The sequence below is a fragment of the Gemmatimonadota bacterium genome (genome assembly GCA_009838845.1).
Classification (GTDB): domain Bacteria; phylum Latescibacterota; class UBA2968; order UBA2968; family UBA2968; genus VXRD01.
This window is the reverse complement of sequence record VXRD01000172.1, coordinates 2,369-24,102: the sequence shown is the minus strand read 5'-3', so window position 1 is coordinate 24,102 and position 21,734 is coordinate 2,369. Positions and strand designations below refer to the sequence as shown.

The 21,734-nt window shown below is 51.2% G+C and carries 19 protein-coding genes and 1 pseudogene (1 of these 20 cut by a window edge); 14 read left to right on the top strand and 6 right to left on the bottom strand.

Annotated features, from left to right (window positions below):
* The first annotated feature begins 80 nt into the window (after positions 1-80).
* Positions 81-1,007, top strand: a complete 927-nt coding sequence (gene pyrB / locus F4Y39_24955) for an aspartate carbamoyltransferase (GenBank protein ID MYC16984.1) — start codon at positions 81-83, stop codon at positions 1,005-1,007.
* Between the two features lie 9 nt (positions 1,008-1,016).
* Here pyrB and F4Y39_24950 read toward each other — a convergent pair whose 3' ends face one another.
* Positions 1,017-1,442 carry a hypothetical protein gene (locus F4Y39_24950; protein MYC16983.1) on the bottom strand — a complete coding sequence of 142 codons (426 nt, stop codon included), beginning with the start codon at positions 1,440-1,442 and terminating at the stop codon, positions 1,017-1,019.
* 110 nt (positions 1,443-1,552) lie between these two features.
* On the opposite strand from F4Y39_24950, the gene F4Y39_24945 reads away from it, so the two are divergent.
* Positions 1,553-2,881: an ATP-binding protein gene (locus tag F4Y39_24945; protein ID MYC16982.1), complete on the top strand. Its 1,329-nt coding sequence runs from the start codon at positions 1,553-1,555 to the stop codon at positions 2,879-2,881.
* Positions 2,882-3,075: 194 nt separating this feature from the next.
* Here F4Y39_24945 and F4Y39_24940 read toward each other — a convergent pair whose 3' ends face one another.
* Positions 3,076-3,294: a hypothetical protein gene (locus tag F4Y39_24940; protein MYC16981.1), complete on the bottom strand. Its 219-nt coding sequence runs from the start codon at positions 3,292-3,294 to the stop codon at positions 3,076-3,078.
* 357 nt (positions 3,295-3,651) lie between these two features.
* On the opposite strand from F4Y39_24940, the gene F4Y39_24935 reads away from it, so the two are divergent.
* From F4Y39_24935 to F4Y39_24920, 4 genes are all read left to right on the top strand, one after another.
* Positions 3,652-4,728, top strand: coding sequence for an amidohydrolase (locus F4Y39_24935; protein MYC16980.1), 1,077 nt, complete (start codon positions 3,652-3,654; stop codon positions 4,726-4,728).
* A gap of 128 nt (positions 4,729-4,856) precedes the next feature.
* Complete coding sequence (locus F4Y39_24930; protein ID MYC16979.1) at positions 4,857-5,252, top strand: type II toxin-antitoxin system PemK/MazF family toxin; 396 nt, start codon at positions 4,857-4,859, stop codon at positions 5,250-5,252.
* 10 nt (positions 5,253-5,262) lie between these two features.
* Entirely contained in the window at positions 5,263-5,703 is a 441-nt protein-coding gene (locus F4Y39_24925) for a Rieske 2Fe-2S domain-containing protein (GenBank protein ID MYC16978.1), read from the top strand.
* Between the two features lie 14 nt (positions 5,704-5,717).
* Entirely contained in the window at positions 5,718-7,211 is a 1,494-nt protein-coding gene (locus F4Y39_24920) for a M81 family metallopeptidase (protein MYC16977.1), read from the top strand.
* A 71-nt stretch (positions 7,212-7,282) separates the two neighbouring features.
* On the opposite strand, the gene F4Y39_24915 is transcribed toward F4Y39_24920, so the two are convergent.
* A complete protein-coding gene (locus F4Y39_24915; protein ID MYC16976.1) occupies positions 7,283-8,395 on the bottom strand; it encodes an IS200/IS605 family element transposase accessory protein TnpB in 1,113 nt (370 codons plus the stop codon).
* 101 nt (positions 8,396-8,496) lie between these two features.
* On the opposite strand from F4Y39_24915, the gene surE reads away from it, so the two are divergent.
* Genes surE through F4Y39_24890 form a run of 5 tightly spaced genes read left to right on the top strand, consistent with a single transcriptional unit; the run spans position 8,497 to position 13,050 of the window.
* A complete protein-coding gene (gene surE / locus F4Y39_24910) occupies positions 8,497-9,258 on the top strand; it encodes a 5'/3'-nucleotidase SurE (GenBank protein ID MYC16975.1) in 762 nt (253 codons plus the stop codon).
* Between the two features lie 20 nt (positions 9,259-9,278).
* The gene (locus F4Y39_24905) at positions 9,279-10,154 is read left to right on the top strand and encodes a dihydrodipicolinate synthase family protein (protein ID MYC16974.1); all 876 of its coding nucleotides are present in this window, start codon (positions 9,279-9,281) and stop codon (positions 10,152-10,154) included.
* A 35-nt stretch (positions 10,155-10,189) separates the two neighbouring features.
* Complete coding sequence (locus F4Y39_24900) at positions 10,190-10,885, top strand: response regulator transcription factor (protein MYC16973.1); 696 nt, start codon at positions 10,190-10,192, stop codon at positions 10,883-10,885.
* Positions 10,886-10,898: 13 nt separating this feature from the next.
* Entirely contained in the window at positions 10,899-12,290 is a 1,392-nt protein-coding gene (locus tag F4Y39_24895) for a HAMP domain-containing protein (protein MYC16972.1), read from the top strand.
* Between the two features lie 34 nt (positions 12,291-12,324).
* A complete protein-coding gene (locus F4Y39_24890) occupies positions 12,325-13,050 on the top strand; it encodes a hypothetical protein (protein MYC16971.1) in 726 nt (241 codons plus the stop codon).
* A gap of 1 nt (position 13,051) precedes the next feature.
* Here F4Y39_24890 and F4Y39_24885 read toward each other — a convergent pair whose 3' ends face one another.
* From F4Y39_24885 to F4Y39_24875, 3 genes are all read right to left on the bottom strand, one after another.
* The gene (locus F4Y39_24885; GenBank protein ID MYC16970.1) at positions 13,052-15,439 is read right to left on the bottom strand and encodes a PQQ-binding-like beta-propeller repeat protein; all 2,388 of its coding nucleotides are present in this window, start codon (positions 15,437-15,439) and stop codon (positions 13,052-13,054) included.
* 2 nt (positions 15,440-15,441) lie between these two features.
* Complete coding sequence (locus F4Y39_24880) at positions 15,442-15,951, bottom strand: MogA/MoaB family molybdenum cofactor biosynthesis protein (GenBank protein MYC16969.1); 510 nt, start codon at positions 15,949-15,951, stop codon at positions 15,442-15,444.
* Between the two features lie 75 nt (positions 15,952-16,026).
* Entirely contained in the window at positions 16,027-16,797 is a 771-nt protein-coding gene (locus F4Y39_24875; GenBank protein ID MYC16968.1) for a sugar phosphate isomerase/epimerase, read from the bottom strand.
* 171 nt (positions 16,798-16,968) lie between these two features.
* Here F4Y39_24875 and F4Y39_24870 point away from each other — a divergent pair, with 171 nt between their 5' ends.
* The 3 genes and pseudogenes from F4Y39_24870 to F4Y39_24860 all read left to right on the top strand — a co-directional run.
* Entirely contained in the window at positions 16,969-19,209 is a 2,241-nt protein-coding gene (locus F4Y39_24870; GenBank protein ID MYC16967.1) for a hypothetical protein, read from the top strand.
* A 151-nt stretch (positions 19,210-19,360) separates the two neighbouring features.
* Positions 19,361-20,080 (top strand): redoxin domain-containing protein, encoded by a 720-nt coding sequence (locus F4Y39_24865; GenBank protein ID MYC16966.1) that lies wholly within the window; start codon positions 19,361-19,363, stop codon positions 20,078-20,080.
* Positions 20,081-20,108: 28 nt separating this feature from the next.
* Positions 20,109-21,734: pseudogene (locus F4Y39_24860) on the top strand (hypothetical protein); it runs 801 nt beyond the window's last position.

Genomic DNA, 21,734 nt, shown 5'->3' with positions numbered 1-21,734 from the left:
ATGTACTCATGCAAAAATAAATATATTTAATCAAACGGCACCTTATTATGGGGGGTTTTTTTTTACACGGAGGGTAAGATATGGATAGTCTGTTTCACGTGCTGGAGGCGCAGCAATTTAGCCGAGATGTTATGAATGAGATTTTTGACGTGACGCGCGAGATGGAGCATGTGGTCAGCCGTTATGGTTCGAATATTTTGAATCGGCGGATTATGGCGACTTTGTTTTATGAACCGAGTACGCGCACGCGGTTGTCTTTTGAAGCGGCGATGTATCGCCTGGGCGGCGAGGTGATTACGACGGAGAGCGCGCGGGAGTTTTCTTCGGCGGCAAAGGGTGAGACGCTGGAGGATACGATCCGTATTGTAGAGGGGTATTCCGATGTGATTGTGTTGCGGCACTACGAGAGCGGCTCCGCAAGGCGAGCAGCAGATGCGGCGTCGGTTCCCATTATCAATGCGGGCGACGGGCCTGGGCAGCATCCCACGCAGGCGCTTTTGGATGTGTACACGATTCAGAAGGAGATCGGCAGGTTAGATGGTATTCGCGTGGCATTGGTCGGCGATCTGGCAAATGGTCGCACGGCGCGGTCGTTGGCTTATTTGTTGACGAAGTACGATGGTGTGAAGTTGTATTTTGTCGCGCCAACCGTTGTGCGTATGAGAGATGATATCAAGGGATATCTGACGGAACACGGGGTGGCGTTTGAGGAAGAAGAAGATCTGATGAATGTGATGTCGAAGGTGGATGTGGTGTATCAGACGCGGATTCAGCGCGAGCGGTTTGGTGATCGGATACAAGATTACGAGCGGGCGCGGGGAAAATATATTATCGATGTGGAGACGATGTCGGCACTTTCGGAAAATGCGATTGTGATGCATCCCCTGCCCCGGGTGGATGAGATTGATCCGGCTGTTGATACAGATCCCCGCGCTGCGTATTTTCGCCAGGCACACAACGGTGTTTTTATTCGTATGGCGCTGTTGCAGATGGTGTTGGGGATGTGATGAGGGAGTTTAAGGTCGCGTCTCTTGATCTCTTTCAAATATCATGAGTACGATAGAATCAGAGAGCGATTCTGTTACGGCAATCCGGCTCTGGTTATTGTAGAAAAATCCCGAAAAATTTCTTCCTGACGTGGAAAACGTAATTTCAAGTTTCGAATTGATAGCGTAGTTTCCATCTATCTCCCAAATACTCTGGTCTGGACTGCCAAAGCTCGCAGACAAGCGATAGGTTCTGTCGGGGTTTAATTCGATAAATCCAGTGGGTGGATTTTCTTCCGCCTCATGATTTCGATAGATCTGAGCGTGTCCGATTCCCGTGTCAACTTTAACCGCCTGCAATGTGTAAATTCCCGCCACTGCCTGTGGCGATGTGGGCGATTCCGCGCCACAGGTAATCAAGAGCAATCCCAAAAGTATAATTGCGATTCGTTTCATGACAGCCGGTCCACAGGTGCGTTTTTCCCCTGAATTCGTACAATTTTTAGCTAAATTTTGTTGAAATTATGACAATTTTTAGCTAAATTTTGTTGAAATAGGAGAAAAGCATGATACAAAGAGATCTGGAAAGACGTCTGATTGCATATCTATCCCATCGCGTTGAACATCCGAATGTCGCCCTGTTAGAAGGCGCGCGGCAGGTTGGTAAGACCACACTTATAGAATCTATCAGGCCGAAACTGGACCGCGAGATTCTCTATTTGAATTTGGAAGAGGACAACCGCGCGGTTCACGATCTCAATTCTTGCAGGGATTTTGCAGATTTTGAGACGTATCTTGCGACTGTGTATCAGTTCAAAGGCAATGGGCAACGCATTCTGTGTATTGATGAGGCGCAAGAGTGTTCTGTACTGGGTGGGTTTGTGCGCTTTATGAAAGAGAAATGGCAGCACACACCGGTTATTCTTACGGGTAGTTCTATGTCGCGTATCTTCGGGCCGGAGACGCGTTTTCCCGTTGGAAGAGTTACGCGATTTTTGCTACAACCCTTCAGTTTTAGAGAGTTTCTTCGTTGTGGTAAAGAGGAAGAGTTGCTCGCTTTTGAAGACCTCTTTCAGATCCCCCTGTTCTTACATGAACGCCTTCTCAAATACGTGCAGTCGTATCTCGATGTGGGAGGGCTACCGGCGGTTGCCTCATCGTTTTTTGACCAGATGGATTGGCGGCAGTTGCGTCGGGATTTGTATCTCGACTATCGCAGTGATTTTGCCAGGATTTTTTCGGCGACCGAAGCATCTTTGTTTGATCAGTGTTTGCGCGGTGTGGCATCAAATCTCGGTAGCCCAAGCAAGTACGCGCAGATGGTTCGGACGACGTCAGCTCTTTATAGAAGGGTACCGGATTTTCTGGAATTGCTCGAGTCGTGGAAGCTGATCTATAAGTCCAATATCCAGGGCACACGTCCAGAGCAACAGGGCTTTTCGCCCAAGCGATATCTTTACGATCCGGGATTGGCCAATGACCTGCGACTGACCGCGCTGCCGCGTATTGATATTCTCTCAAGTCTCGATGCCGCTCAGCGCGCGCCCCTTGGGGGTATTATTGAGAATATGCTGGCGACTGAACTCGTGGTATTGGGACAGGATTTGACGGGTTGGAAAAAGGGTGTCAATAGTTCCGAGGTCGATTTTATTTTTCGGACGGCATTGGGCGATACCATACCCATTGAGTGCAAAGCGTCGCTTGTCACAAGGCCGCGGGATACAGGTGGTCTATCAGAATACGCTGCGCGGCATGGGAGCAATCTGGGCGTTCTCGTCAATCTCGATATGCCGGGAAAACTCACGACATCTTCAGGGCTAAATGTGATTCATATACCGGTTTATCTAATTGATCGGCTTGGTGAAGTAATAGAAAGTGAGACGAAGAGTTCTTAATCATCAATCAACCCCATCAATAGCGCCGTCATCGCGGTATGGTGTTGAGCCGCGATCCAGTTTCACCGAACGCGATATGTAATAAAAATCCCGCGCTGGAATGACCAGACGGGATTTTTGTAATGTACGCCAGTGTTTGGAACAAAAAACAAATTACGTCCTGATTTCGCCACTTGCACAACACCTGCCATTGTTTATCCGAGTTTAACCAGAATCAGCATTCCAAGTGTTACAATCGTGGTGACCTGGATGCCGACCAGCCAACGAAAGTCTGTTCTGGCTGCTTGTTGAATTTGCTCAACGCGATTCTCAAGGCTTGTCAAGCGCGTGCTGATTTGCTCAACAATGCCTTCAATACGGCTCAAGCGGGCGTCAAATTCTGCCAGCTTGTCTTGTGGTGTCGGAACCTGCATGATGGAAAACGCTTTCCTGCATTTGGTAAAGGATTAGCAGACCTATCAGTAGCCACTGATTCTGAGCATTCATTTTTTCACAATTATCATCTCTGAATGATTTAGCCTACTAACAGAGATATGTCAAGAGATATTTTTCTTTTACTGATTCGCGTACTATGATCATTATGTTTGGTGAATGGTCACATCTATGTCAATGTGCCGTGCTGGGCATTTGATATTGAAGAGATAAAGACCTATCTTTTGAACGATGCAGATACAGCGCATATCGGATTTGCTTTCTCTGATGTGTTGGGTTATAATTCTATAGTTAGATGGCATTTTGATTTCAAGGAGGCTGAGATGGCTGATACGCTGATGGAAGAGGTAAAAATAGAAAGGCAAAAGAAGACAGCCGTGATTGATTGCGATGTTCATGTGACTATGAAATCGGGCGATATGTGGTTTCAATATCTGGCAGAGGAATGGCACGATTATCACCGAACTATCGGTGGCCGTGGACGAACCGGGTCGGGGTATCCCCGCGCTGTGCCAAATGCCGCGCGCCACGATGCATGGCCGCCTTCGGGACCACCGGGATCCGATTTGGATTTTTTGCGCGCGCAATTGCTGGATGAGTGGGATATGGATTACGGCATTTTAACGCCTTTGATCGGCGTGGGTGGACAGCAAAATTTGCGTTATGCAGCGGCGATGGGACAGGCTGTGAACGATTGGCAAGCCGATGCGTGGCTCGGGCGCGAACCCCGGTTGCGCGGGTCTGTGATTGCGCCTTATGAAGATGGCGAGTTGGCCGCGGCAGAGATCGACCGCATGGGCGATCATCCGGGGTTTGTGCAGGTGCTTCTCGTGGTGCGGACAATGGAGCCTCTGGGCAGTCGCAAGTACTGGAAGATGTATGAGGCTGCGGTGAGAAACGGATTTCCCCTTGCGATTCATTTTGGCGGTACAGGTGCGGGTCCAATTACGGGCGCGGGCAAGCCTTCGCATTATATTGAGGACCACGGTGGCATGCCCACGGCATTTCAGGCGCAGGTGACGAGTCTGGTGTATGAGGGGGTGTTTGAAGAGTTTCCGGATTTGAAGGTGGTTTTGATTGAGGGGGGATTTGCGTGGATGCCCGCATTGATGTGGCGGCTGGATAGTTGTTATCAGAAGTTGAAGGTGGAGTTGCCGCATTTGAAGCGGTTGCCGTCGGAGTATGTTCGCGATCATTTCTGGATCAGTACGCAGCCTATGGAAGAACCCCCACAACGCGAGTACTTTTTTCAGATGATGGATCATATGGATATGAACGATAAGTTGATGTTTGCCACGGATTATCCCCACTGGGATTTTGACGCGCCCGATGTGGCGCTGCCCTTGGGGATGGATAAGGATGTGCGACGCAATATTCTGGCGGAGAATGCGCGGGCGTTGTATCGGTTGGCGTGATCACAAGGAGTAAGAAATGAAAATCATTAAGGCTAAAATTTTAGATGCAACACATCTGGAATTAAGCCAACCAGTACTTGATAACCCAGGGGATGATATTGTGATCGCTGTTCCGGATAAAGACGAAGATGAACGCGATTGGTATCACCTCTCAAAAGAGCGGTTCCTGGCGGCTTACGACGACTCGGATAAGATCTACGATGACTTATGAGTTCGGGGATATCGTGTTGATTAGATTTCCTCAGTCTGGAATAGATGAGCACAAACAACGACCTGCTCTGGTTGTATTAGACATTGGTGACGCGGATGTCGTGGTGGTACCTATAACGTCTCGAGAACGTTCGGGCAGAGGTGATATTAAATTGAAAAATTGGTCTGAGTGCGGGTTGCTGAGGGCATCATGGGTGAGGCTGGCGAAAGTTACATGTTTGGAGAAAATTTATATCTCTCGTTCTTTGGGACGAGTGACACATGATGATGAAATACAACTGAAAGCATCTTGGGAAACACTGTATTCATTGTGAATGGGTTTTTATGGCAAAACATATTATAGGAACGGTTGATGAGATCCCTCCGGGCGAGCGGAAGCTGGTGATACTGGAAGGGCGGGAGATCGGGGTGTTTAATGTGCATGGCGAGTTTTATGCCCTGAGGAATCGATGCCCTCATCAGGGGGGCGCGCTGTGCAAGGGGCGAGTATCGGGTTTTGTGACCGCGAGAGTGCCGGGAGAATACGAGTACACGCGCAAGGGTGAAATTTTGCGGTGTCCCTGGCACGGATGGGAATACGATATTAAGACGGGGCAGTCGTGGGTCGATCCTTCCAGTGTGCGCGTGCGCAGCTATGAGGTGGAAGTTGCACAGGGCGCGGAGATAGAGGGCGAGGGAGATATGGCGGGATTGGTGAAGGGACCTTATGTGGCAGAGACTTATGAGGTGACGGTGGAGGAGACGTATCTCGTTGTGGAACTATGAGAGGACTATTCTCGATGCGCGTGGGCATTATTTCGCTGTTGCACGAGTCGAATACGTTTATCAGCACGCCAACGACTATGGATTCGTTCCGACGGGACGGGGTTTTTACGGGTCGGGCGATGTATGATCACTATTCGGGTGGACATCACGAAGTTAGTGGGTTTTTAGAAGGTTTGGAGTCGGCAGGCATAGATGCTCTGCCGATTTTTCATGCGGGTACAACGCCTTCTGGACGCATTACCAGAGGGACGTGTGAAGAATTGATGCGGTTGATGTTTGATGAGGTGGAGGCTGTGGGTGATGTGGATGGGTATCTCGTGGCACCTCACGGGGCAAATTCGGGTGAGGGCGATGAGTACCGCGATCTGGATGGGCACTGGTTGTCGCGTTTGCGCGAGGTGGTTGGGTCTGAGAAGCCGATTATTTGCACGATTGATCCACATGCCAATTTGTCGCCGCGCATGGTTGCGGCGTGCGATGCGACGATTGCCTATCGCTCGAATCCCCATCTCGATCAGAAACAGCGGGGGTTGGAAGCTGCGTCGTTGATGGTGCGAACGCTGAAGGGGGAGGTGAAGCCTGTACAAGCGGGGGCTTTTCCGCCTATTGGGATTAATATTGAGCGTCAATCGACTTTTGCGCCGCCGTGTTTGCCGATGTATGAGTTGGCAGATGAGATGCTGGAAGAGACAGGTGTTTTGTCGAATAGTATTGTGCTGGGTTTTCCGTATGCCGATGTGGAGGAGATGGGGTCGGCATTTGTGGTGGTGACAGATGGTGATATGGACCGGGCACAGGTGCTGGCGAATCGTCTGTCGGATTATTTGTTCGTACATCGTGCGGAGTTTGTGGGAGAGTATATCGCTGTTCCCGATGCTGTCGATATGGCGGTGGGACAAGAGGGTCCTGTTTGTTTGCTCGATATGGGCGATAATGTAGGCGGGGGATCTGCCGGCGATGGTACGGAGATTTTGCACGAGTTGCACAGGCGAGGGAATACCACGGGCTTTGTGTGTATTTTTGATCCGGAATCGCAGGAGCGAGTGCGAGATGCAGGGGTTGGAAATCGCGTGGTGCTGGATATTGGAGGCAAGACGGATGAGTTACATGGTGCGCCTTTGAGGGCAGAGGTGCGGGTGCGCAGTTTGCACGCGGGGAAGTACAGAGAATCTGAGGTGCGACACGGCGGGCGAACGTCTTTTGATATGGGTCCAACGGCGATTGTGGAGACGGATACGGGTATTACAATTAGTTTGACTTCTCGGCGCGCGGTGCCCGTGAGTCTGGGGTTGATGACGAGTTGCGATCTCGATCCCGCCGCGTTTCAGGTGGTTGTAGCCAAGGGTGTGCATGCACCTGTTGCGGCGTATCAGCCGGTGTGTACGGCTTTGATTCGGGTGGATACACCCGGCGCGACAGCGGCGGATATGCGGGGTTTTGAATACGAGTTTCGCCGCGAGCCGATGTATCCCTTTGAGGAGATTGGGGTGTCAACCACCCCCGGCTAAAGCCTGTGGGCTTGTCCCTGCCACATGATTCCCCCGGTGGTTGACACCACCATTGGGGGTATGGCGAGACTTTAGGCTTGTTGACACAAAGCCCTTGCCCGGATGTTCCGAGCAGCGTTGCGGTCGGCATGGTCTTTGTGACCACACACTTTGCATCTGAAGGATGCCTGGGTGTGTCTATTGCCTTTCTCACAGTGTCCACACTCGGCACACGTCTGGCTGGTATATTTGGGGTCAACAGGTTTTATGCGGATACCAGCACGCTTTGCCTTGTATTCGACGAATGTGCGGAGCTGGAAGAAAGACCACCCAGACAGTTTAGCACGTTGAGGCTTGCGAAACCGTTTCTGGCTCTTGCGGATGCCTTCGAGGTCTTCAAGGGCAATGGCTTTGCCAGTGTCTTTAGCCTTCTCAACAATGCGCTTAGAGATGATATGGTTGGTGTTCCTGCGAAACCTGCTCTCTCTACCAGAGATAACAGAGAGTTTTCTACGGACATTCTTCGGCCTCTTGCCTTGCTTGACAAGAGCAGACGCTTTCTGTTGGAGCGACTTTTTCAGATCGTGCATCTTCTGTCGGACATTTTCAACCGTGTCGCCAGAAAATGTTTCACCATCGTCTGTAACAGCAAGGTCGGTGGTGCCGAGATCAACGCCAATGAAGTCTGTCGTCGGTATCGGCGTGCCGTCGGGTACATCGACAGAGACAAGCAGAAACCACTTGCCGTCTTTGCGGAGCACAAGGTCTGCTTGCCCTTTGGCATAGCCAAACTGCTCACGCTGATAGTTGCCCATCAACATTGGCACAAGCACGCGCCCTTCAAGGGTGAGCAACGAAACACGATCTATGCCCTTAAAGCTATACAACCGTTGATCATAGGGCATAGCAGCAGTTGGGCGAAACGACGGTTGCACCGTTTTATCGCGCTTAAATGCTTCTACAACCTGGGCAATGCAACGGATAGCCATTTGTGCGGACAAACCAAATTGGCGACGCAAGTCTGAATAGTACAACTTTTGTAGGGCAAACTTATTCGCCAACGTGCGCTCATAAGCCTTCGATGCAAGATAGTTGGCAGCCTCATTGAACCGTGCAACAGTCGCTTTTAGCTTCTGGCCTGTGGCAACGTCCGGCAACAGTTGTATTTGAAGTGTGAGTTTCATATTGACAAATATACTCAGCATAACACGCTTTGGTAAGGATCAATTTGCTAAAGCAAAACAAATTCTAAGCCCTTACCTCCCAAGTTTAAAAACTTCGGCATCACGGGCTTGTGAGGTGATTTTTGAAAATTTTATTGACGAATGACGATAGTTTGGATTCTCCTCTGTTTCTGTTTGCAGTGGATTATTTTCAGGTGATGGGAGATGTGAAAGCCGTGGTGCCTGCCGAGGAGCAGAGTTGGAAAGGCAAGGCGATGACGCGGTTTGGCACGCGTCATGTCGAGCGGTTGGATGGATTTGCGTGTGAGACGTATGCTTTTTCGGGGACGCCAGCGGATTGCGCGAATTTTGGCATTTATCATTTGTTTGACGGCGGCAAACCCGATCTGGTAATTTCGGGTATTAATATGGGTAGTAATTCGGGGTTGAGTTTCACGCTTTCTTCGGGGACGGTTGGAGCTGCTTTAGAAGCCAATATTGCGGGATTGCCGGGGGTGGCATTGTCACAGGTTTTGCCCAGACATGTGTTTCGGCAGTGGGTTGAGCAGCGCGCGATGCAGCCCGATGTGCGGGAGCCGTTGCTGGAAAAGTGTCGCGCGATGTTGCACCGGGTGTTTGCGTTTTTGAACGATCGGACAGATTTTCTGTCCGACCCCGTGACGTGGAATGTGAATATGCCGGCTGAACTATCTGATGACTGGCGCGTTATACCAACAGTGCTCGGGCATACGTTTTACACGTCGTGTTTTGAAGCATCAGAAGAGGGATATTATCACAATATCGATCAGCCAGAGGTAGAAGAACGCGCAGGTACAGATGGTATGGTTTTGCGCGCGGGGCATGTGAGTATTACGCGGTTGGATATTCGCACGCTGGGGCAATGACTCTAAAATGGGAGATTTGAATGAGTAGTTTTGAAGGCGTAGTACCTGCTATTGCGACGCCTATGGGACAGGACGGACGGTTTAACGAAGCGGTGTTTCGCAAAATTGTAGAGTTTAATATTGAAGCCGGTGTACACGGTTTTTGGGTCGCGGGGGGTACCGGGGAGAGTGTGTTGTTGGACGATGATGAAAATATGCAGATTGCATCGGCGATTGTGGATCAATCGAATGGGCGTGCAAAAGTTATTATGCATGTGGGTGCGCCAACAACAGACCGCGCAGCGCGATTGGCCGAGCACGCAGCCCGTGTGGGTGCAGATGCGCTGTGTTGTGTGCCGCCGTTTTTTTATCGGCGCGATGACGACGATATTGCCGAGCATTATCGGATTGTGGCAGATGCTGCTGATCTGCCGCTCTTTGTGTACAATTTGCCGGGGGCAACAGGCGTGGAAATTACGCCTGGGATGATGGCAAAAATTCAAGACCGCGTGCCGCAACTGAAGGGGTTAAAGCATTCGGCTCAGACGTTTGCAAATGTGCGGACGTTTGCCGGGATGGGCTTGTCGTGTTTTATTGGCAATCACCGGTTGATGTTGCCGGCGATGACTATTGGCGCGTGTGGGTGTGTGGATGGGCCGCTGAATGTGTTTCCCGAATTGTGGGTGGCGATCTGGAATGCGTATCGGGCAGGGGATTTGAAGGCGGCAGAAGCAGCACAGGATAAAGCATCGCGTGCTTATGAGATGTTGAGCGCAGGCGGCGGCTTTCATTCGGTGATCAAGGTGGCGTTGAGTGCGCGATTGGGGGTTGATTGTGGAGACCCGAGGCCGCCAGGGCGACCGGCGACCGATGCACAACGCGCACAGATTGCGGAAACTGTGAAGAGTCTGGTGTAAGTGAGCAGGCAAATCCAAAATCAGGGATAAATCCCATGGCCGATCAGACGATTTTGCTGGTTGAAGACGATAGGGAATTGGCGGATTTGACGCGCGATTTTTTGCAGAATGAGGGATTTGTGGTCTGGCACGAGTCCGAGGGCAGGGCTGCTCGAGATCGCATTTTGGCTTCTCCGCCCGATCTGATCATTCTGGATGTTATGTTGCCGGAGATGAACGGATATACTGTCTGCCGGGAAGTGCGTCCAGAATACGATGGGCCAATTTTATTTTTGACGGCTCGAGATGACGAATTAGATGAAATTTTGGGTCTGGAGATGGGTGGTGATGATTATGTGACCAAACCCGTGCGACCCCAATTGCTTCTGGCAAGGGTGCGCGCGTTGCTGCGCAGGGCTGTTAGTACCCAGAAGCCCACGGCGTCAAAGCGGGTGATGGTGGGAGATTTGATGGTGGATGCAAATCGCCGGGAGGTCAGGATGGGAGAACGCGTCGTTGACCTTACGACTTATGAATTTGATTTGCTCTATTATCTGGTCGTTCGAGCCGGTGAAGTGGTGAGTCGGCAGGATATTTATCAGGCGTTGTTTAACTACGATTACGATGGGTTGGATCGCAGCGTGGATGTGTACATTTCGCGCCTTCGCCAAAAACTCGGCGGCGATGGTTCAACATCTGTTTCGATCAAGACCGTGCGCGGTGTGGGTTATCTGTTGGTCAGCGCGGAGTGAAAGCGAGTGACCGATGAGGAAACAATTTATCCGTATTTATGCGGGAATTGCCATTGTTCTGCTTTTGAGTGTGTTTGGTTTTTTGGCAATGTCAAAGCAGTGGGTCGCCTCTGTTCGGCAGGCTGATTTTGAGGACAAGACTCAGGCGCTTATTGCAATGGTTCGCGAGGAACTCGAGGCTGTGGATTCGGATCCCGTGGCGCAGTTGCTGGTGCTCAATATGTTCAGTTTGACGCATCGCATGCCCATTACGCTGGAGCCGTTTTTTGTTTTGCCGCTTTCTTCGGCTGAGAAAGACGGTTTGAAAGCTGGAGAGGTTGTGACTATTTCCATAGAGAAAAGATTGCAAACATACCAGATGGCACCCAATGGCGATGTTATTGTGTTGGGACCATACCTGCTCGAGGAGATGATTCGATGGCAGGATAATTTGATTGAAGAAGGAGATGGTGAGGGCGATGGCGGCAATTTCTTTTTTCAGATTGATGTTTTCTTTTTTGGTATTTTGGTCGCGATTTTGTTGGGTATAGGTGTGGCGATTTATTTTTTAATTCACCCTTTTGAACGTCGAATTTACGCATTGTCGGATGCCGCCGAGCGATTTGGGAGTGGTGATTTGAGCAGCCGATCTCCAGTTGGGAAGGGCCAGGCCGTGGCGGATTTGGCGCGCAGTTTCAATGGTATGGCCGATCGAATTGAGGGGTTAGTAGGTGGGCAGCGGGAGCTTTTGAGGGTGGTGTCGCACGAACTGAGAACACCTCTGGCACGTATTTTTTTTCTTCTCGATCAATTGAAGGGTAATCGCGTATCGGGGGATCAGAGCGCGGATATTCAGCGTATTGAACGTTCGGTTTATGAATTGAATGATCTGGTTGAAGAGTTGATGGATTTTGCGCGGTTGGATCGGGATATTTCACATCGCACAGAGATCGATGTTTGTGCACAAATGGGAGAGTTGCGCGAAATGGTAGCAGAATTGCGCGGGGATATTTCCGTGGATATCGATAGTGAACACCTGATGGTCTGGGCAAATGAGACGTATTTCAAACGCGCGCTTACCAATCTGGTTACCAATGCAGTGCGACATGCCAGGCACCATATCTGGATTACAGCCAAAAAAGTGGATGAAATGGCGCATATCAGTGTGGAAGATGATGGCTGTGGTATTCCCGAACATTTGAGAGAGAAAGTATTTGAGCCTTTTTATCGGGTGGATGAAGATTCAAAGACTGGCGGCACGGGCCTGGGGTTGGCGATTGTGAAGCGTATTGTGATGCAAAATGACGGACAGGTGCAGGTAGAGAACAGGACAGAGGGTGGGGCGAGGTTTATATTGATGTTTCCGGTTGGAGAAAAAATAAAGATTGGAACAAGACGGGCAATGGATTTGTCAAATAGATGTTAGCCCCTAACTACGGATTTTACAGGAAATGGCAGATATGAAACGGTGTTTAATTGCCATATTTTTGATAATTGCAACGCTGTGGTGCGATGCGTTTGCTAATACACAAGAAAAACAGGAGGAGTCGCCACCGGCTTTTGTCGATGAGAATGGCGATGGTATTGATGATCGCGTGACCTTCCGCCATCGTCAAGGTCTGCGATCTCGGGGAAGTGCACTGTTGTGGGTGCTCTCAGCGCAATTGACAAAAGTGCAGCGAACTACTCTGCAGGCGAAGATCAATGAATTACTCGCGGAAGAGGCAACAGCCCGTGAGATTAGAATGGCTATTTTTGCCGAACTCGAGGGCTTTGGCGTCGATTTAACAGAAACATTTTTGACGCGATTAAATGCGGTGTTGACAGAAGATCAGATGGCTGCACTTCGCAAAAAGGCCGAGGCTCTAAAAGCGAATGGTGCGACCTATTACAGGATTTACAGAGAGATACGCGACGAGTTGGCTGTTATGGGAATTAATTGGGAGGGGCAGAGACCCGATTACTCTGGTTCTCAGTTGACAGAAGGCGAGATGTCTGATCTCCAAAAGAAAATCGATAAACTAATTGCCGATGGTGCCTCTCGCGTTGAAATTCAGAAAGCCATTCATGCAGAGTTGGAAGAGATAAAGCGGCGCAATAGACGCAGGAGTCGCACTGCGGGTGACCGCGGTGGTCCTCCGCCGAGATCACCTGAGAAAGAAAGAAGCGGGAAGCAGGGAAACTGAATCAATCCGAGAGGGGAAAAAGCGTTTCAAATATTTTGTCCGTTCGGTTTTGCCAACTCGCCCAACCCGCGCCGTCGTTTACTTCGCCTCCAGTAAAGGTATAACCTCTCTTTTTTAGTAGTTGGGCAAATGACGCCGTGCTCTTGCCCAGATCATTTCCCTCCATTGGGCTTCGCAAGTCGTATTTTCCCCAGTCCAGATAAATATCTATGGGCATTTGTTTTGTTGCCTGAAAGACCATGTCTGCATCTTTGGCTTCTGCGGTCTGATCCCAGGATAGGGATTGTATGCCTATTTTGCCAAATATGTCGGGGTGGGTAAAGGTGGCGTAAAATGCCATAAATCCGCCGTAAATTGTCCCGATATTTGCCCGACCTTCGCGGCTTTTGATGGTGCGATATGTCCGGTCGATGTAGGGTACGATCTCATTTGTAAAAATCCGATTGTACGCATCGCGGTTTGCCCCTACGTATTCTGCGTATCCTCCTCTGAAGAGAGAGGGGACAAAGACCGCGATTACAGGACGCACGCGCTTGCCGATGATATTGTCCAGCGAGATGTTCATTTTTCCAAGGGACCACTGCCGGCGCGCAGCGTGAACATACACGACGGGGTATTGTTCGTTGCTTTCATGATAACCCGCTGGGAGATAGATTTCCAGGTTGCGCTGTCCCCCAATTTCCGCACTTACAAAACGCATGGTATCAATTTTGCCGTGAATACCGTCTCGGCGCGCTTTGAGATGGTCGGGAGCACGCCAGCGCGGCATGCCGAAATAGGAAGCGCGACCAAAGAAGAGGGTTCGAATTTGCCGTGGATTGAGCGGGTCGGGGATGGATCGCTGTAAGTCCAGGGTGTAGCGATAGGTGATGCGGGCGTCGGGTTCGAGTTGTGCAGTGGAATAGAAGAAGTCCGTTCCCTCAATTCGGTGCATGGGATGGTCGTATCGCCGCCCTACGTGATCACCGGTTATGGTGACGTCTTCCGCTTTTCCGCGATATACAAAATGCACGAGGTTCTCGCCTTCGAGGATTGGGAAGTTTTTCTGTTGTGCCATGAATTGATCGATTTGCGTTTTTTTGTCTGTGGATTGTTTTACTTTTTCGACAAATTGTGCAAAGCGCGAGTTTGGCGCAATGTCTTCTGCGTCTGATTTTGCTATTTGTGTTTCTGGCACGACTTCGATACAGGCGATTTCCGACATGCTACGCGCGTAAAACCTGCCATTGGCCAGGCTGGCATGCGTCCAGGCAATTTCGTCGAAGAGTTTCAAACGGGCTGTTTCGCGGTATCCCTCACCCGAAGCCTGCGCGACGGCGAGGTCGCCTTCTTTTGTCATGATTACGAGGTGATTATCCACGATGATGGGGAAGCCATCTCCCGGCTCGCGTGACCGCCATAAGCGGTTTCCGGTGTTTGTATCGATGCATGTGAGTATGCGGCCGTTATATCCAAATAGAAGTTCTGCGTTAAATACCGCATAGCTGTACGTTCCCCGAATGTGGCGGGTCCGCCAGATTTCCTCTGCGGCAAAGGTTTCGCTGTCGGCTCTCAAGCCGATTAGCATGCCGCCGTTTTTCACAAAATATCGCCCTTCGCCAATTTCGACGGGATGCCCGCTGGTATGCCCCGCGCCGGTCTGTCCGCGATGTGCAAATTGCCACAGGATTTCACCGGTTTTGGGAGATAAGCCCGCGAGATATTTGTTGCCAAAGAAGACGAGGTGTTTGCGGTTGTCAAAGGCGAATAGGCCAGGCGATTGGTAGTTGACCGAGTCGCTAAATGCCGACCAGATCAAGTCGCCTGATGCGGGATTATAAGCGGAGACTGCATGTGTTCCACCGGTTTGGACGATCAGGCGATTGTCGTGTAAAATTGGGGATGAGGTAAAGCCCCAAAATGGCACTGTGGCACGATGGGTTGCGACGAGGTCTATCGCCCAAAGTTCTTTTCCTGTATTCGCGTCGAGTGAGAATAATTTTCCCCGGGGTCCTAATGCGATGACTTTGTTTTCTGTCAATATCGGCGTTGATAGGGGACCGCTTTGCGAGCCGTAGTGACCGAGATATGCGGTGCCGATTTTGTATTTCCATCGTTCTGATCCATCTGTTGTGTTGAGGCCGATGACGTAATCAAAGGTTTCATCGGAGTACATGGTTACAGCGAGGTCGCCGAGAACCGAGATGGATGAGTAGCCAGCGCCGAGGGGCTTTTTCCAGACGATTTTTAGGGCGTAGTTTTGATCGGGGGGGAAAACGCCTGTATCGTTGACTCTAAAGTCTCTGTTGGGTCCGCCCCAGTTCGGCCAGTCCGCTTTCGCGTCTGCTGGTTGGCAGAAGAGCAAAATTAGAAGAAGTATTTTTGCGCGGTTATTCATTGCTTTTCCCATCTCTATTTTTGTCGCCAGATTTCCCAGACGAGGTGTGAGAGTTCGGGTACGATGAGTTTTTCCATGGCGAGTTGCACGGCGCCAGATGATCCCGGCATGCAGAAGATCATGGTGTCTTTGTACACGCCTGCTACGGCGCGAGAGAGCATGGCGCCCGAGCCGATGTCTTCCCATGAGAGAAAGCGAAATACTTCGCCAAATCCGTCGAGGCGTTTGTCGAGGAGGCTTGTGACGGCTTCATAGGTGGTGTCGCGCGCGGCTATGCCGGTGCCGCCATTGGTGAGGATGACGTGGCATTCGCCTTTTTCGGCGATTTGTTTGATGAGCGCGCGTATCTGGTCGGCTTCGTCTTTAACTACGCGGTAAAACGCGATGCTGTGACCGGCGGCTTCGACCAGTTCTTTTATGATTTTGCCGCTTTTGTCATCGGCTTCGGTGCGCGTGTCGCTGATGGTGAGTACTGCACAGGTGACGGGGTCTTTGGCCTGTTCAATGTGATCTGTGTAAGGCATGGGGAACTCCGGGATGAAAACGGATGTGATAATATTATTAATTGTAGGGGCGACCCCCTGTGGTCGCCCGATAGTTCAAGACAAACCCATGGCGCGGAGGTTGTCGTAGCTGATTTTGAGGCTGTCGAAGGGGTCGCGGTCGTAGCAGCGGTCCTGTTCGACGATGTACCAGCGCGTGCCGGATTCGCGCCCGGCTTCAAAGATGGCGGGCCAGTTGAGGTTGCCTTCGCCAACTTCGGCAAAGCGGGTTTCGCGGCCTTCAATGGCCATGTCTTTGACGTGGACGAGGTCTATGCGGGTGTTGGCTTTGCGGATCCATTCGGCGGGGTCGCCCCCTCCTGCCTGTACCCAGTACACGTCGATTTCGAGTTGTACTGCTTTGGGGTCTGTTTCTTGCAGGATGATTTCAAGGGCGGTGCGGTTGCCGAATTTTTGAAATTCAAAGTTGTGATTGTGATATGCAAAGGTCAGGCCCGCGTCGGCGAGTTTGTGGCCGACTTCGGAGGCGTCTTTGGCAAAGCGGATATATCCGGCTTCGCCGTCTTCCCGATAAGACGCGGGGAGGCTGCCGATGGCGGGGTATTTGCAGTTCCAGAGGTGATGTTCGTCTATGACGGCTTGTGTGTCGTCGCGCATGCGGTCAAAGCCGGTGTGTGTGGCACAGATTTCAATGTCGTTGTCATCGGCTATTTTTTTTAGTTCTGCGGGGTCAATGGGACCAAAGCCGGAGACTTGCATGGCGTCGTAACCAATGGCTTTTACTTTTTTTACGGATTCGACAATGTCTGAGATGGTTTTGGTGAAGTCGCGCACGGTGTACATTTGCGCGGCGATCATGGTTGGCATTTTTGGACTCCTTGGATGGAAGTGTGAAGGGTGAAGGGTGAAACATAACATAGACAGGGCATGGATGCCAGAATTTTATGGATGGGATTTTTCTGGATTGTTGCGGGGTGAACGTTTATTTTAGGATTGTTACCGTATGGCAATTTGTTTATCACTGGCTGGGGAGAGATTATGTCGAATATGAAGGCGTTGGCAGAAAGACAAGGGGAGCGCAATGATGCGCTGTTGAAGGATACGCAATTTCTCGGGGATGAGATCGCGTCCGATGTTCTGGGGCTGCATATTGATATTGCGACGATTGAGTCGCTTGAGGAAGCGGAAGACCGGGCGTTGACGGCGTTGCAGATTGAGGGCGCGCGCACGGCGATTCGGGCGCTGTCGTCGTTGGCTGAGATTGGGGAATTAGATCATTTGGGCGGGGGATTGGAGTTGATCCCGGGGTTGTTGATGACGCTGTCTGTGGCGGATTACGATACGCGTACTTATACGATTGAGCACGCGCATACGAGTGTCGGGTATTATTCGGCGTTGGCGGCGTTTGGTTTTGTGGCGGCAGAGGGCGTTGTCGAGAGGTTTCGGCGCGGGCTGGATTTTCCCGGGCACGTGGCATGGTTGCCGGGGGGAACACAGCTCAATGGTGGGCGTTTGGGGGTGATGATTCCGGTGGCTGTGGGGCTGGCTTTGGGCAAGAAGGCATTGTGTGACGATGCGTGGGTGATTGCCCATTGCGGGGATGCGGGGTGGATTTCAGGACAGGGTCTCAATGGTTTTAATGGGGCGAGTGTACACGGTGCGCCGATTACTTATGTGATGCATCGCAATGGCATTCAGTTGTCGGGTAGTACGGCGAGTATTATGGATGTGGATCCGCGAAGTGCTATTTCGGCGATGGGTGTGGAGGTGCTGGAGGTTGCGTCGCTTCACGATAATGCCGCGCTTTATCGGGCTTACCGAGAGGGGTATGGTCTCGCGCAGCAGGGCAGACCGAGTCTGATTTATCCCACGGGGTTTTCCGGGGAGGATGTGACGCTGAGGACTTTTGGCGAGCGCTATGGGGTGACTGAGGCGGTGGAGGCGTTTGCCGCGCAACACGATGTGCCGATGGATAAGCAGGTGTGGATTCCGGGGTCGCTGATGAGTTTTCGGGATACAGAGCCGATGCTGGAGTGTTTGTTTTTGGTGAATGATTTGCCGGGTGGAGAGAATCATCACGATGGGAGTATGCAGGGGCGCGTTGAGGCAGAGGTGCTCGGTGGGGCGATGTTTGAGGCGACGGCTGATCAAGCAGGGGCGCTTGCAATGCTCCGGCAGAATGGGTCGCGCACGGTTATTACGAGGGCGCGGCCAGCACCCGGTAGTGCGAATTTGGAGATTCCGGCGGGGAAGGCAGCGGCGGCTGATTTGCCGACTGAGAAGGCGAGTCCGCGCGATGGTGCAGCGGCGGCTTATGCTCTGGTGGCTGAGGCGCATCCCGATCGCGTGTTTGTGGTGAGTTGCGATTTGGATCCTTCGACGAAGTTGGCGGCTGCTCGGGCGCATTTGTCAGACGATCACCAGTTTGAGATGAGTATTGAGGAGCAAGCCGCGACGCTTATCGCCAATGGTCTGGCGATGAGTTCGCACGAGCCGCAGCTCAATGTGGTTTCGACTTTTGCCGCGTTTTTTGAGGGGATTGCGCGCGAGGGGTTTGATATGTGGCAGTATCAGCGCAATTTGAATGGGGTGAATGAGGGTATTAATGTGGTGTTTCATCTCTCTCATGTGGGCGCGTGTACAGGGCGCGATCACTTTTCGGGTTGGGGGCTTGACTGGATTAATGTGGGGTTGACGTATTTGCCCTATTTGCACCGGTTTTACGCACCGGCAGATGCGCGTGTGGCGTTTTTGGCGGTGAAGGATATGGCGGCGCATTACGGCGGGCATATTATTGGGGTGCCGCGCGATTCGGGTTTGCCGGTTTTGCAAAAGCAGGATGGGTCGGGTTCTCTGTGGAATCCGGGGGAGGCGTGGGAGCCGATTACGACTTTCCGCAAATACGATGGGGCAAGGCATGCGATTTTGGCTTTTGGCGCGCCAGCTTTTTTGGGCGCGGAGGCTGCCGAGGTTTTGCTCGCGCAGGGCAAGCCGACAGATGTGTATGTGGTGAATGGGTTGCCGCTGCCCGATGGGGCGTTGAATGAGGTGCTGGCGAATTACGAGGGTTTGGCGACGATTGAAGATGGAAAGATTGGGACGCCTGAGACGGGTTTGCGCGGGTTTGCAGGGTTGGTGGGTTCGTCGTGCAACATTGCCCACGCGCATGTGGGGATTACAGATCCGAGGATTGCACCGTCGGAAGGTCTCGAAGCGACCTGGGCACATTTTGGGATTACTACAGAGGCACTTGTTGAGGCGGTGGAGTCGTTGTCGTAAATATGCGAGAAACTGATGCGTAAACAGTGTCTGTCCGGGTATCAAAAATACTGCTAATTATTTCGCACTCTTGCCTTGACAACGAGTTTTTAATTGGCTATTTTTTTCAAATGTATGTGCTAATTATTTCGCATAATATCATTACATAGAAATGAATATGCGCGTATTTTCTGGAGGTGTGCTCATGTTTAAGTATGTCAGGACATTGCTTTTCCTGCTTCTACCTGCCTGTGTACACGCAGCACCAATCGCATCAGATTGCGATTTCAATAACAGCGGCAAAGTGGATTTTGCCGATTTTATCGCATTTTCACAGGGGTATGGAACGACCCAGACTCAGTTTGACCTGAACGGGGATGGCGCAGTCAATTTTCGGGACTTTGTCATTTTTGCCCAGTTCTACGGGCAGACAATCACAATCCCTCCGCCAACCACCGATGCTCCCATTGGCATTCAAGTTGGGATGCAAGCCCCTGACTTTACGCTGAGAACCCTCACTGGCGAATCGTTCAATCTCTATGAACAACGCGGCAAACCCGTGTTTCTCAACTTTTGGGGAACCTGGTGTCCTCCCTGTGTTGCTGAAATGCCCGCCATACAAAAGTTGCAAGATACCATGGCCGACTCTATCCAGATCGTCGGCATTGGTGTACGAGACACGCGCATCCAGGAGCTGCGTTTTATCACAAGATATGGCTACACCTGGACTTTTGTTCTCGACTCGACGGGAGAAGCGCGCAATGCGTATGAGGTTACAAGCTATCCCACCTCGCTGTTTTTAGACGCCAGAGGCGTGATTGTCCGCGTATTGCGCAGTGGTCGGAATTACGAAACGTTCCTGGAAGCGGCGCGACAGGCGATTAATAATTAAAGGCGGTTAGCATTAAAATTTGTAACTCATGGAGAAACCGATGCGGAATAGAGTTCTGTCAATTTTATCAACACTCGCGCTTCTGATGTACCCCCTGTCTCTTTCGGCACAAAATACCTTTTCCCTCTCGCTGGATGTGGATGGTACCGCAGGCGATCAAGCCGTTACCTCTCTCAATATGTCCACAGATCAGGTTATTGCTATTCAGATCTTCGGCACAGGTATTCAGAATGCGAACGGCCTTGCTGCGCGCTTTGAATACGATGCCGCGCAGGTTGTGTATGAGGGCTTTGATGCTGGCGATGTCTTGCCCAATGCTCAGGCTCTGCCAGAGCACGGTACGGGTTTTGTCGAAATTGGCATTGCATCTCTGGGTGGTCAAGCAACCGCCAATAGCGGTCTGGTGGGTACCGTTCGCTTTCGCACAACGGCTATGTTTTCTGGCACAACGATTCGGTTGGTGCGTGCAGAACTCAGTCGGGGTGGGCAATTTGAGACTGTGAATCTGGATATTCGCGTTGCGTTACAGTTTCAAGCCGTTACGCCAGACTTTAATGGCGATAGTGTGGTTAATTTTGCCGACTTTTTGGCGTTTGCGGGTCAGTTTGGGGCGCGTCAGGGCGATGGACAATATGAAGCGAAGTACGATCTGGACAGCGATGGTGCAATTGGCTTTGGCGATTTTCTGCTTTTTAGCAGTAGCTTTGGCAAAGAGGTATCTACGTCTGGCGATGGCAGTACAGGGATAGTTACCATTCCGGATGCGAATCTGCGCACAGCAATCGAGTCTGCACTGCGCAAGACGAGGGGTGCGTCGATCAGCAGGGCAGAGATGGCGAGTTTGACACGCCTTGAGGCACCGGATTCGTATATTCGCGATTTAACCGGACTCGAATTTGCAACTGGTCTGATATCGCTGAACCTTTCCAATAATAGCATCTCGGACCTCACACCATTGTCGGGCTTGACCAGCCTGACATCGCTGATTCTTTCCGATAATGTCATCTCGGACCTCACACCTCTGTCGGGCTTGACCAACCTGACAGTGCTGATTCTTTCCGGCAATTTATTCTCGGATATCTCGCCATTGTCTGGCTTAACCAACCTGACATCGCTGAACCTTTCCTATAATAGTATCTCGAATATCTCGCCATTGTCTGGCTTAACCAACCTGACAGTGCTGTTTCTTTACGACGACAGGATGATCAGGGGCAGGTCAGTACTGTCGCGTCTGTCCAACCTATCAGAAGCAAATATCCCGGATGCCAACTTGCGTGCGGCGATTAAGATCGCTATGGGCAAGGCATCAGATGATCCGATCACCGATCTTGAGATGGCATTCTTCCCAGAACTTGAAGTTCCGAACTCGAACATCAGGGATTTGACCGGGCTTGAGTTGGCAATCAGTCTGACGAATTTGGACCTCGGCACAGAATTGGTGTCTGGTGTGGGTTATGTTAATAGTAACCATATTTCCGATTTCTCGCCCCTATCGGGCTTGACCAACCTGACAAGGCTGGATCTTGGCGGCAACTCAATCTCAGACCTTTCTGTACTATCTGGTATTATATCAAGATTGACCAATCTGGAACGGCTATATCTTGATAACAACAGCATCTCGGACGTCACGCCCCTATCAGGCTTGACCAATCTG

Bases quoted from the DNA above. Each gene is read 5' to 3' on its own strand.
- pyrB (MYC16984.1), top strand. From the start codon at position 81: ATGGATAGTCTGTTTCACGTGCTGGAGGCGCAGCAATTTAGCCGAGAT.
- F4Y39_24920 (MYC16977.1), top strand. From the start codon at position 5,718: ATGCGCGTGGGCATTATTTCGCTGTTGCACGAGTCGAATACGTTTATC.
- F4Y39_24875 (MYC16968.1), bottom strand. From the start codon at position 16,797: ATGCCAACCATGATCGCCGCGCAAATGTACACCGTGCGCGACTTCACC.
- F4Y39_24890 (MYC16971.1), top strand. From the start codon at position 12,325: ATGAAACGGTGTTTAATTGCCATATTTTTGATAATTGCAACGCTGTGG.
- F4Y39_24935 (MYC16980.1), top strand. From the start codon at position 3,652: ATGGAAGAGGTAAAAATAGAAAGGCAAAAGAAGACAGCCGTGATTGAT.
- F4Y39_24870 (MYC16967.1), top strand. From the start codon at position 16,969: ATGTCGAATATGAAGGCGTTGGCAGAAAGACAAGGGGAGCGCAATGAT.
- F4Y39_24925 (MYC16978.1), top strand. From the start codon at position 5,263: ATGGCAAAACATATTATAGGAACGGTTGATGAGATCCCTCCGGGCGAG.
- F4Y39_24880 (MYC16969.1), bottom strand. From the start codon at position 15,951: ATGCCTTACACAGATCACATTGAACAGGCCAAAGACCCCGTCACCTGT.
- F4Y39_24940 (MYC16981.1), bottom strand. From the start codon at position 3,294: ATGCAGGTTCCGACACCACAAGACAAGCTGGCAGAATTTGACGCCCGC.
- F4Y39_24945 (MYC16982.1), top strand. From the start codon at position 1,553: ATGATACAAAGAGATCTGGAAAGACGTCTGATTGCATATCTATCCCAT.
- F4Y39_24930 (MYC16979.1), top strand. From the start codon at position 4,857: ATGAACGCGATTGGTATCACCTCTCAAAAGAGCGGTTCCTGGCGGCTT.
- F4Y39_24950 (MYC16983.1), bottom strand. From the start codon at position 1,442: ATGAAACGAATCGCAATTATACTTTTGGGATTGCTCTTGATTACCTGT.
- F4Y39_24885 (MYC16970.1), bottom strand. From the start codon at position 15,439: ATGGGAAAAGCAATGAATAACCGCGCAAAAATACTTCTTCTAATTTTG.
- F4Y39_24865 (MYC16966.1), top strand. From the start codon at position 19,361: ATGAATATGCGCGTATTTTCTGGAGGTGTGCTCATGTTTAAGTATGTC.
- F4Y39_24895 (MYC16972.1), top strand. From the start codon at position 10,899: ATGAGGAAACAATTTATCCGTATTTATGCGGGAATTGCCATTGTTCTG.
- F4Y39_24915 (MYC16976.1), bottom strand. From the start codon at position 8,395: ATGCTGAGTATATTTGTCAATATGAAACTCACACTTCAAATACAACTG.
- F4Y39_24905 (MYC16974.1), top strand. From the start codon at position 9,279: ATGAGTAGTTTTGAAGGCGTAGTACCTGCTATTGCGACGCCTATGGGA.
- F4Y39_24900 (MYC16973.1), top strand. From the start codon at position 10,190: ATGGCCGATCAGACGATTTTGCTGGTTGAAGACGATAGGGAATTGGCG.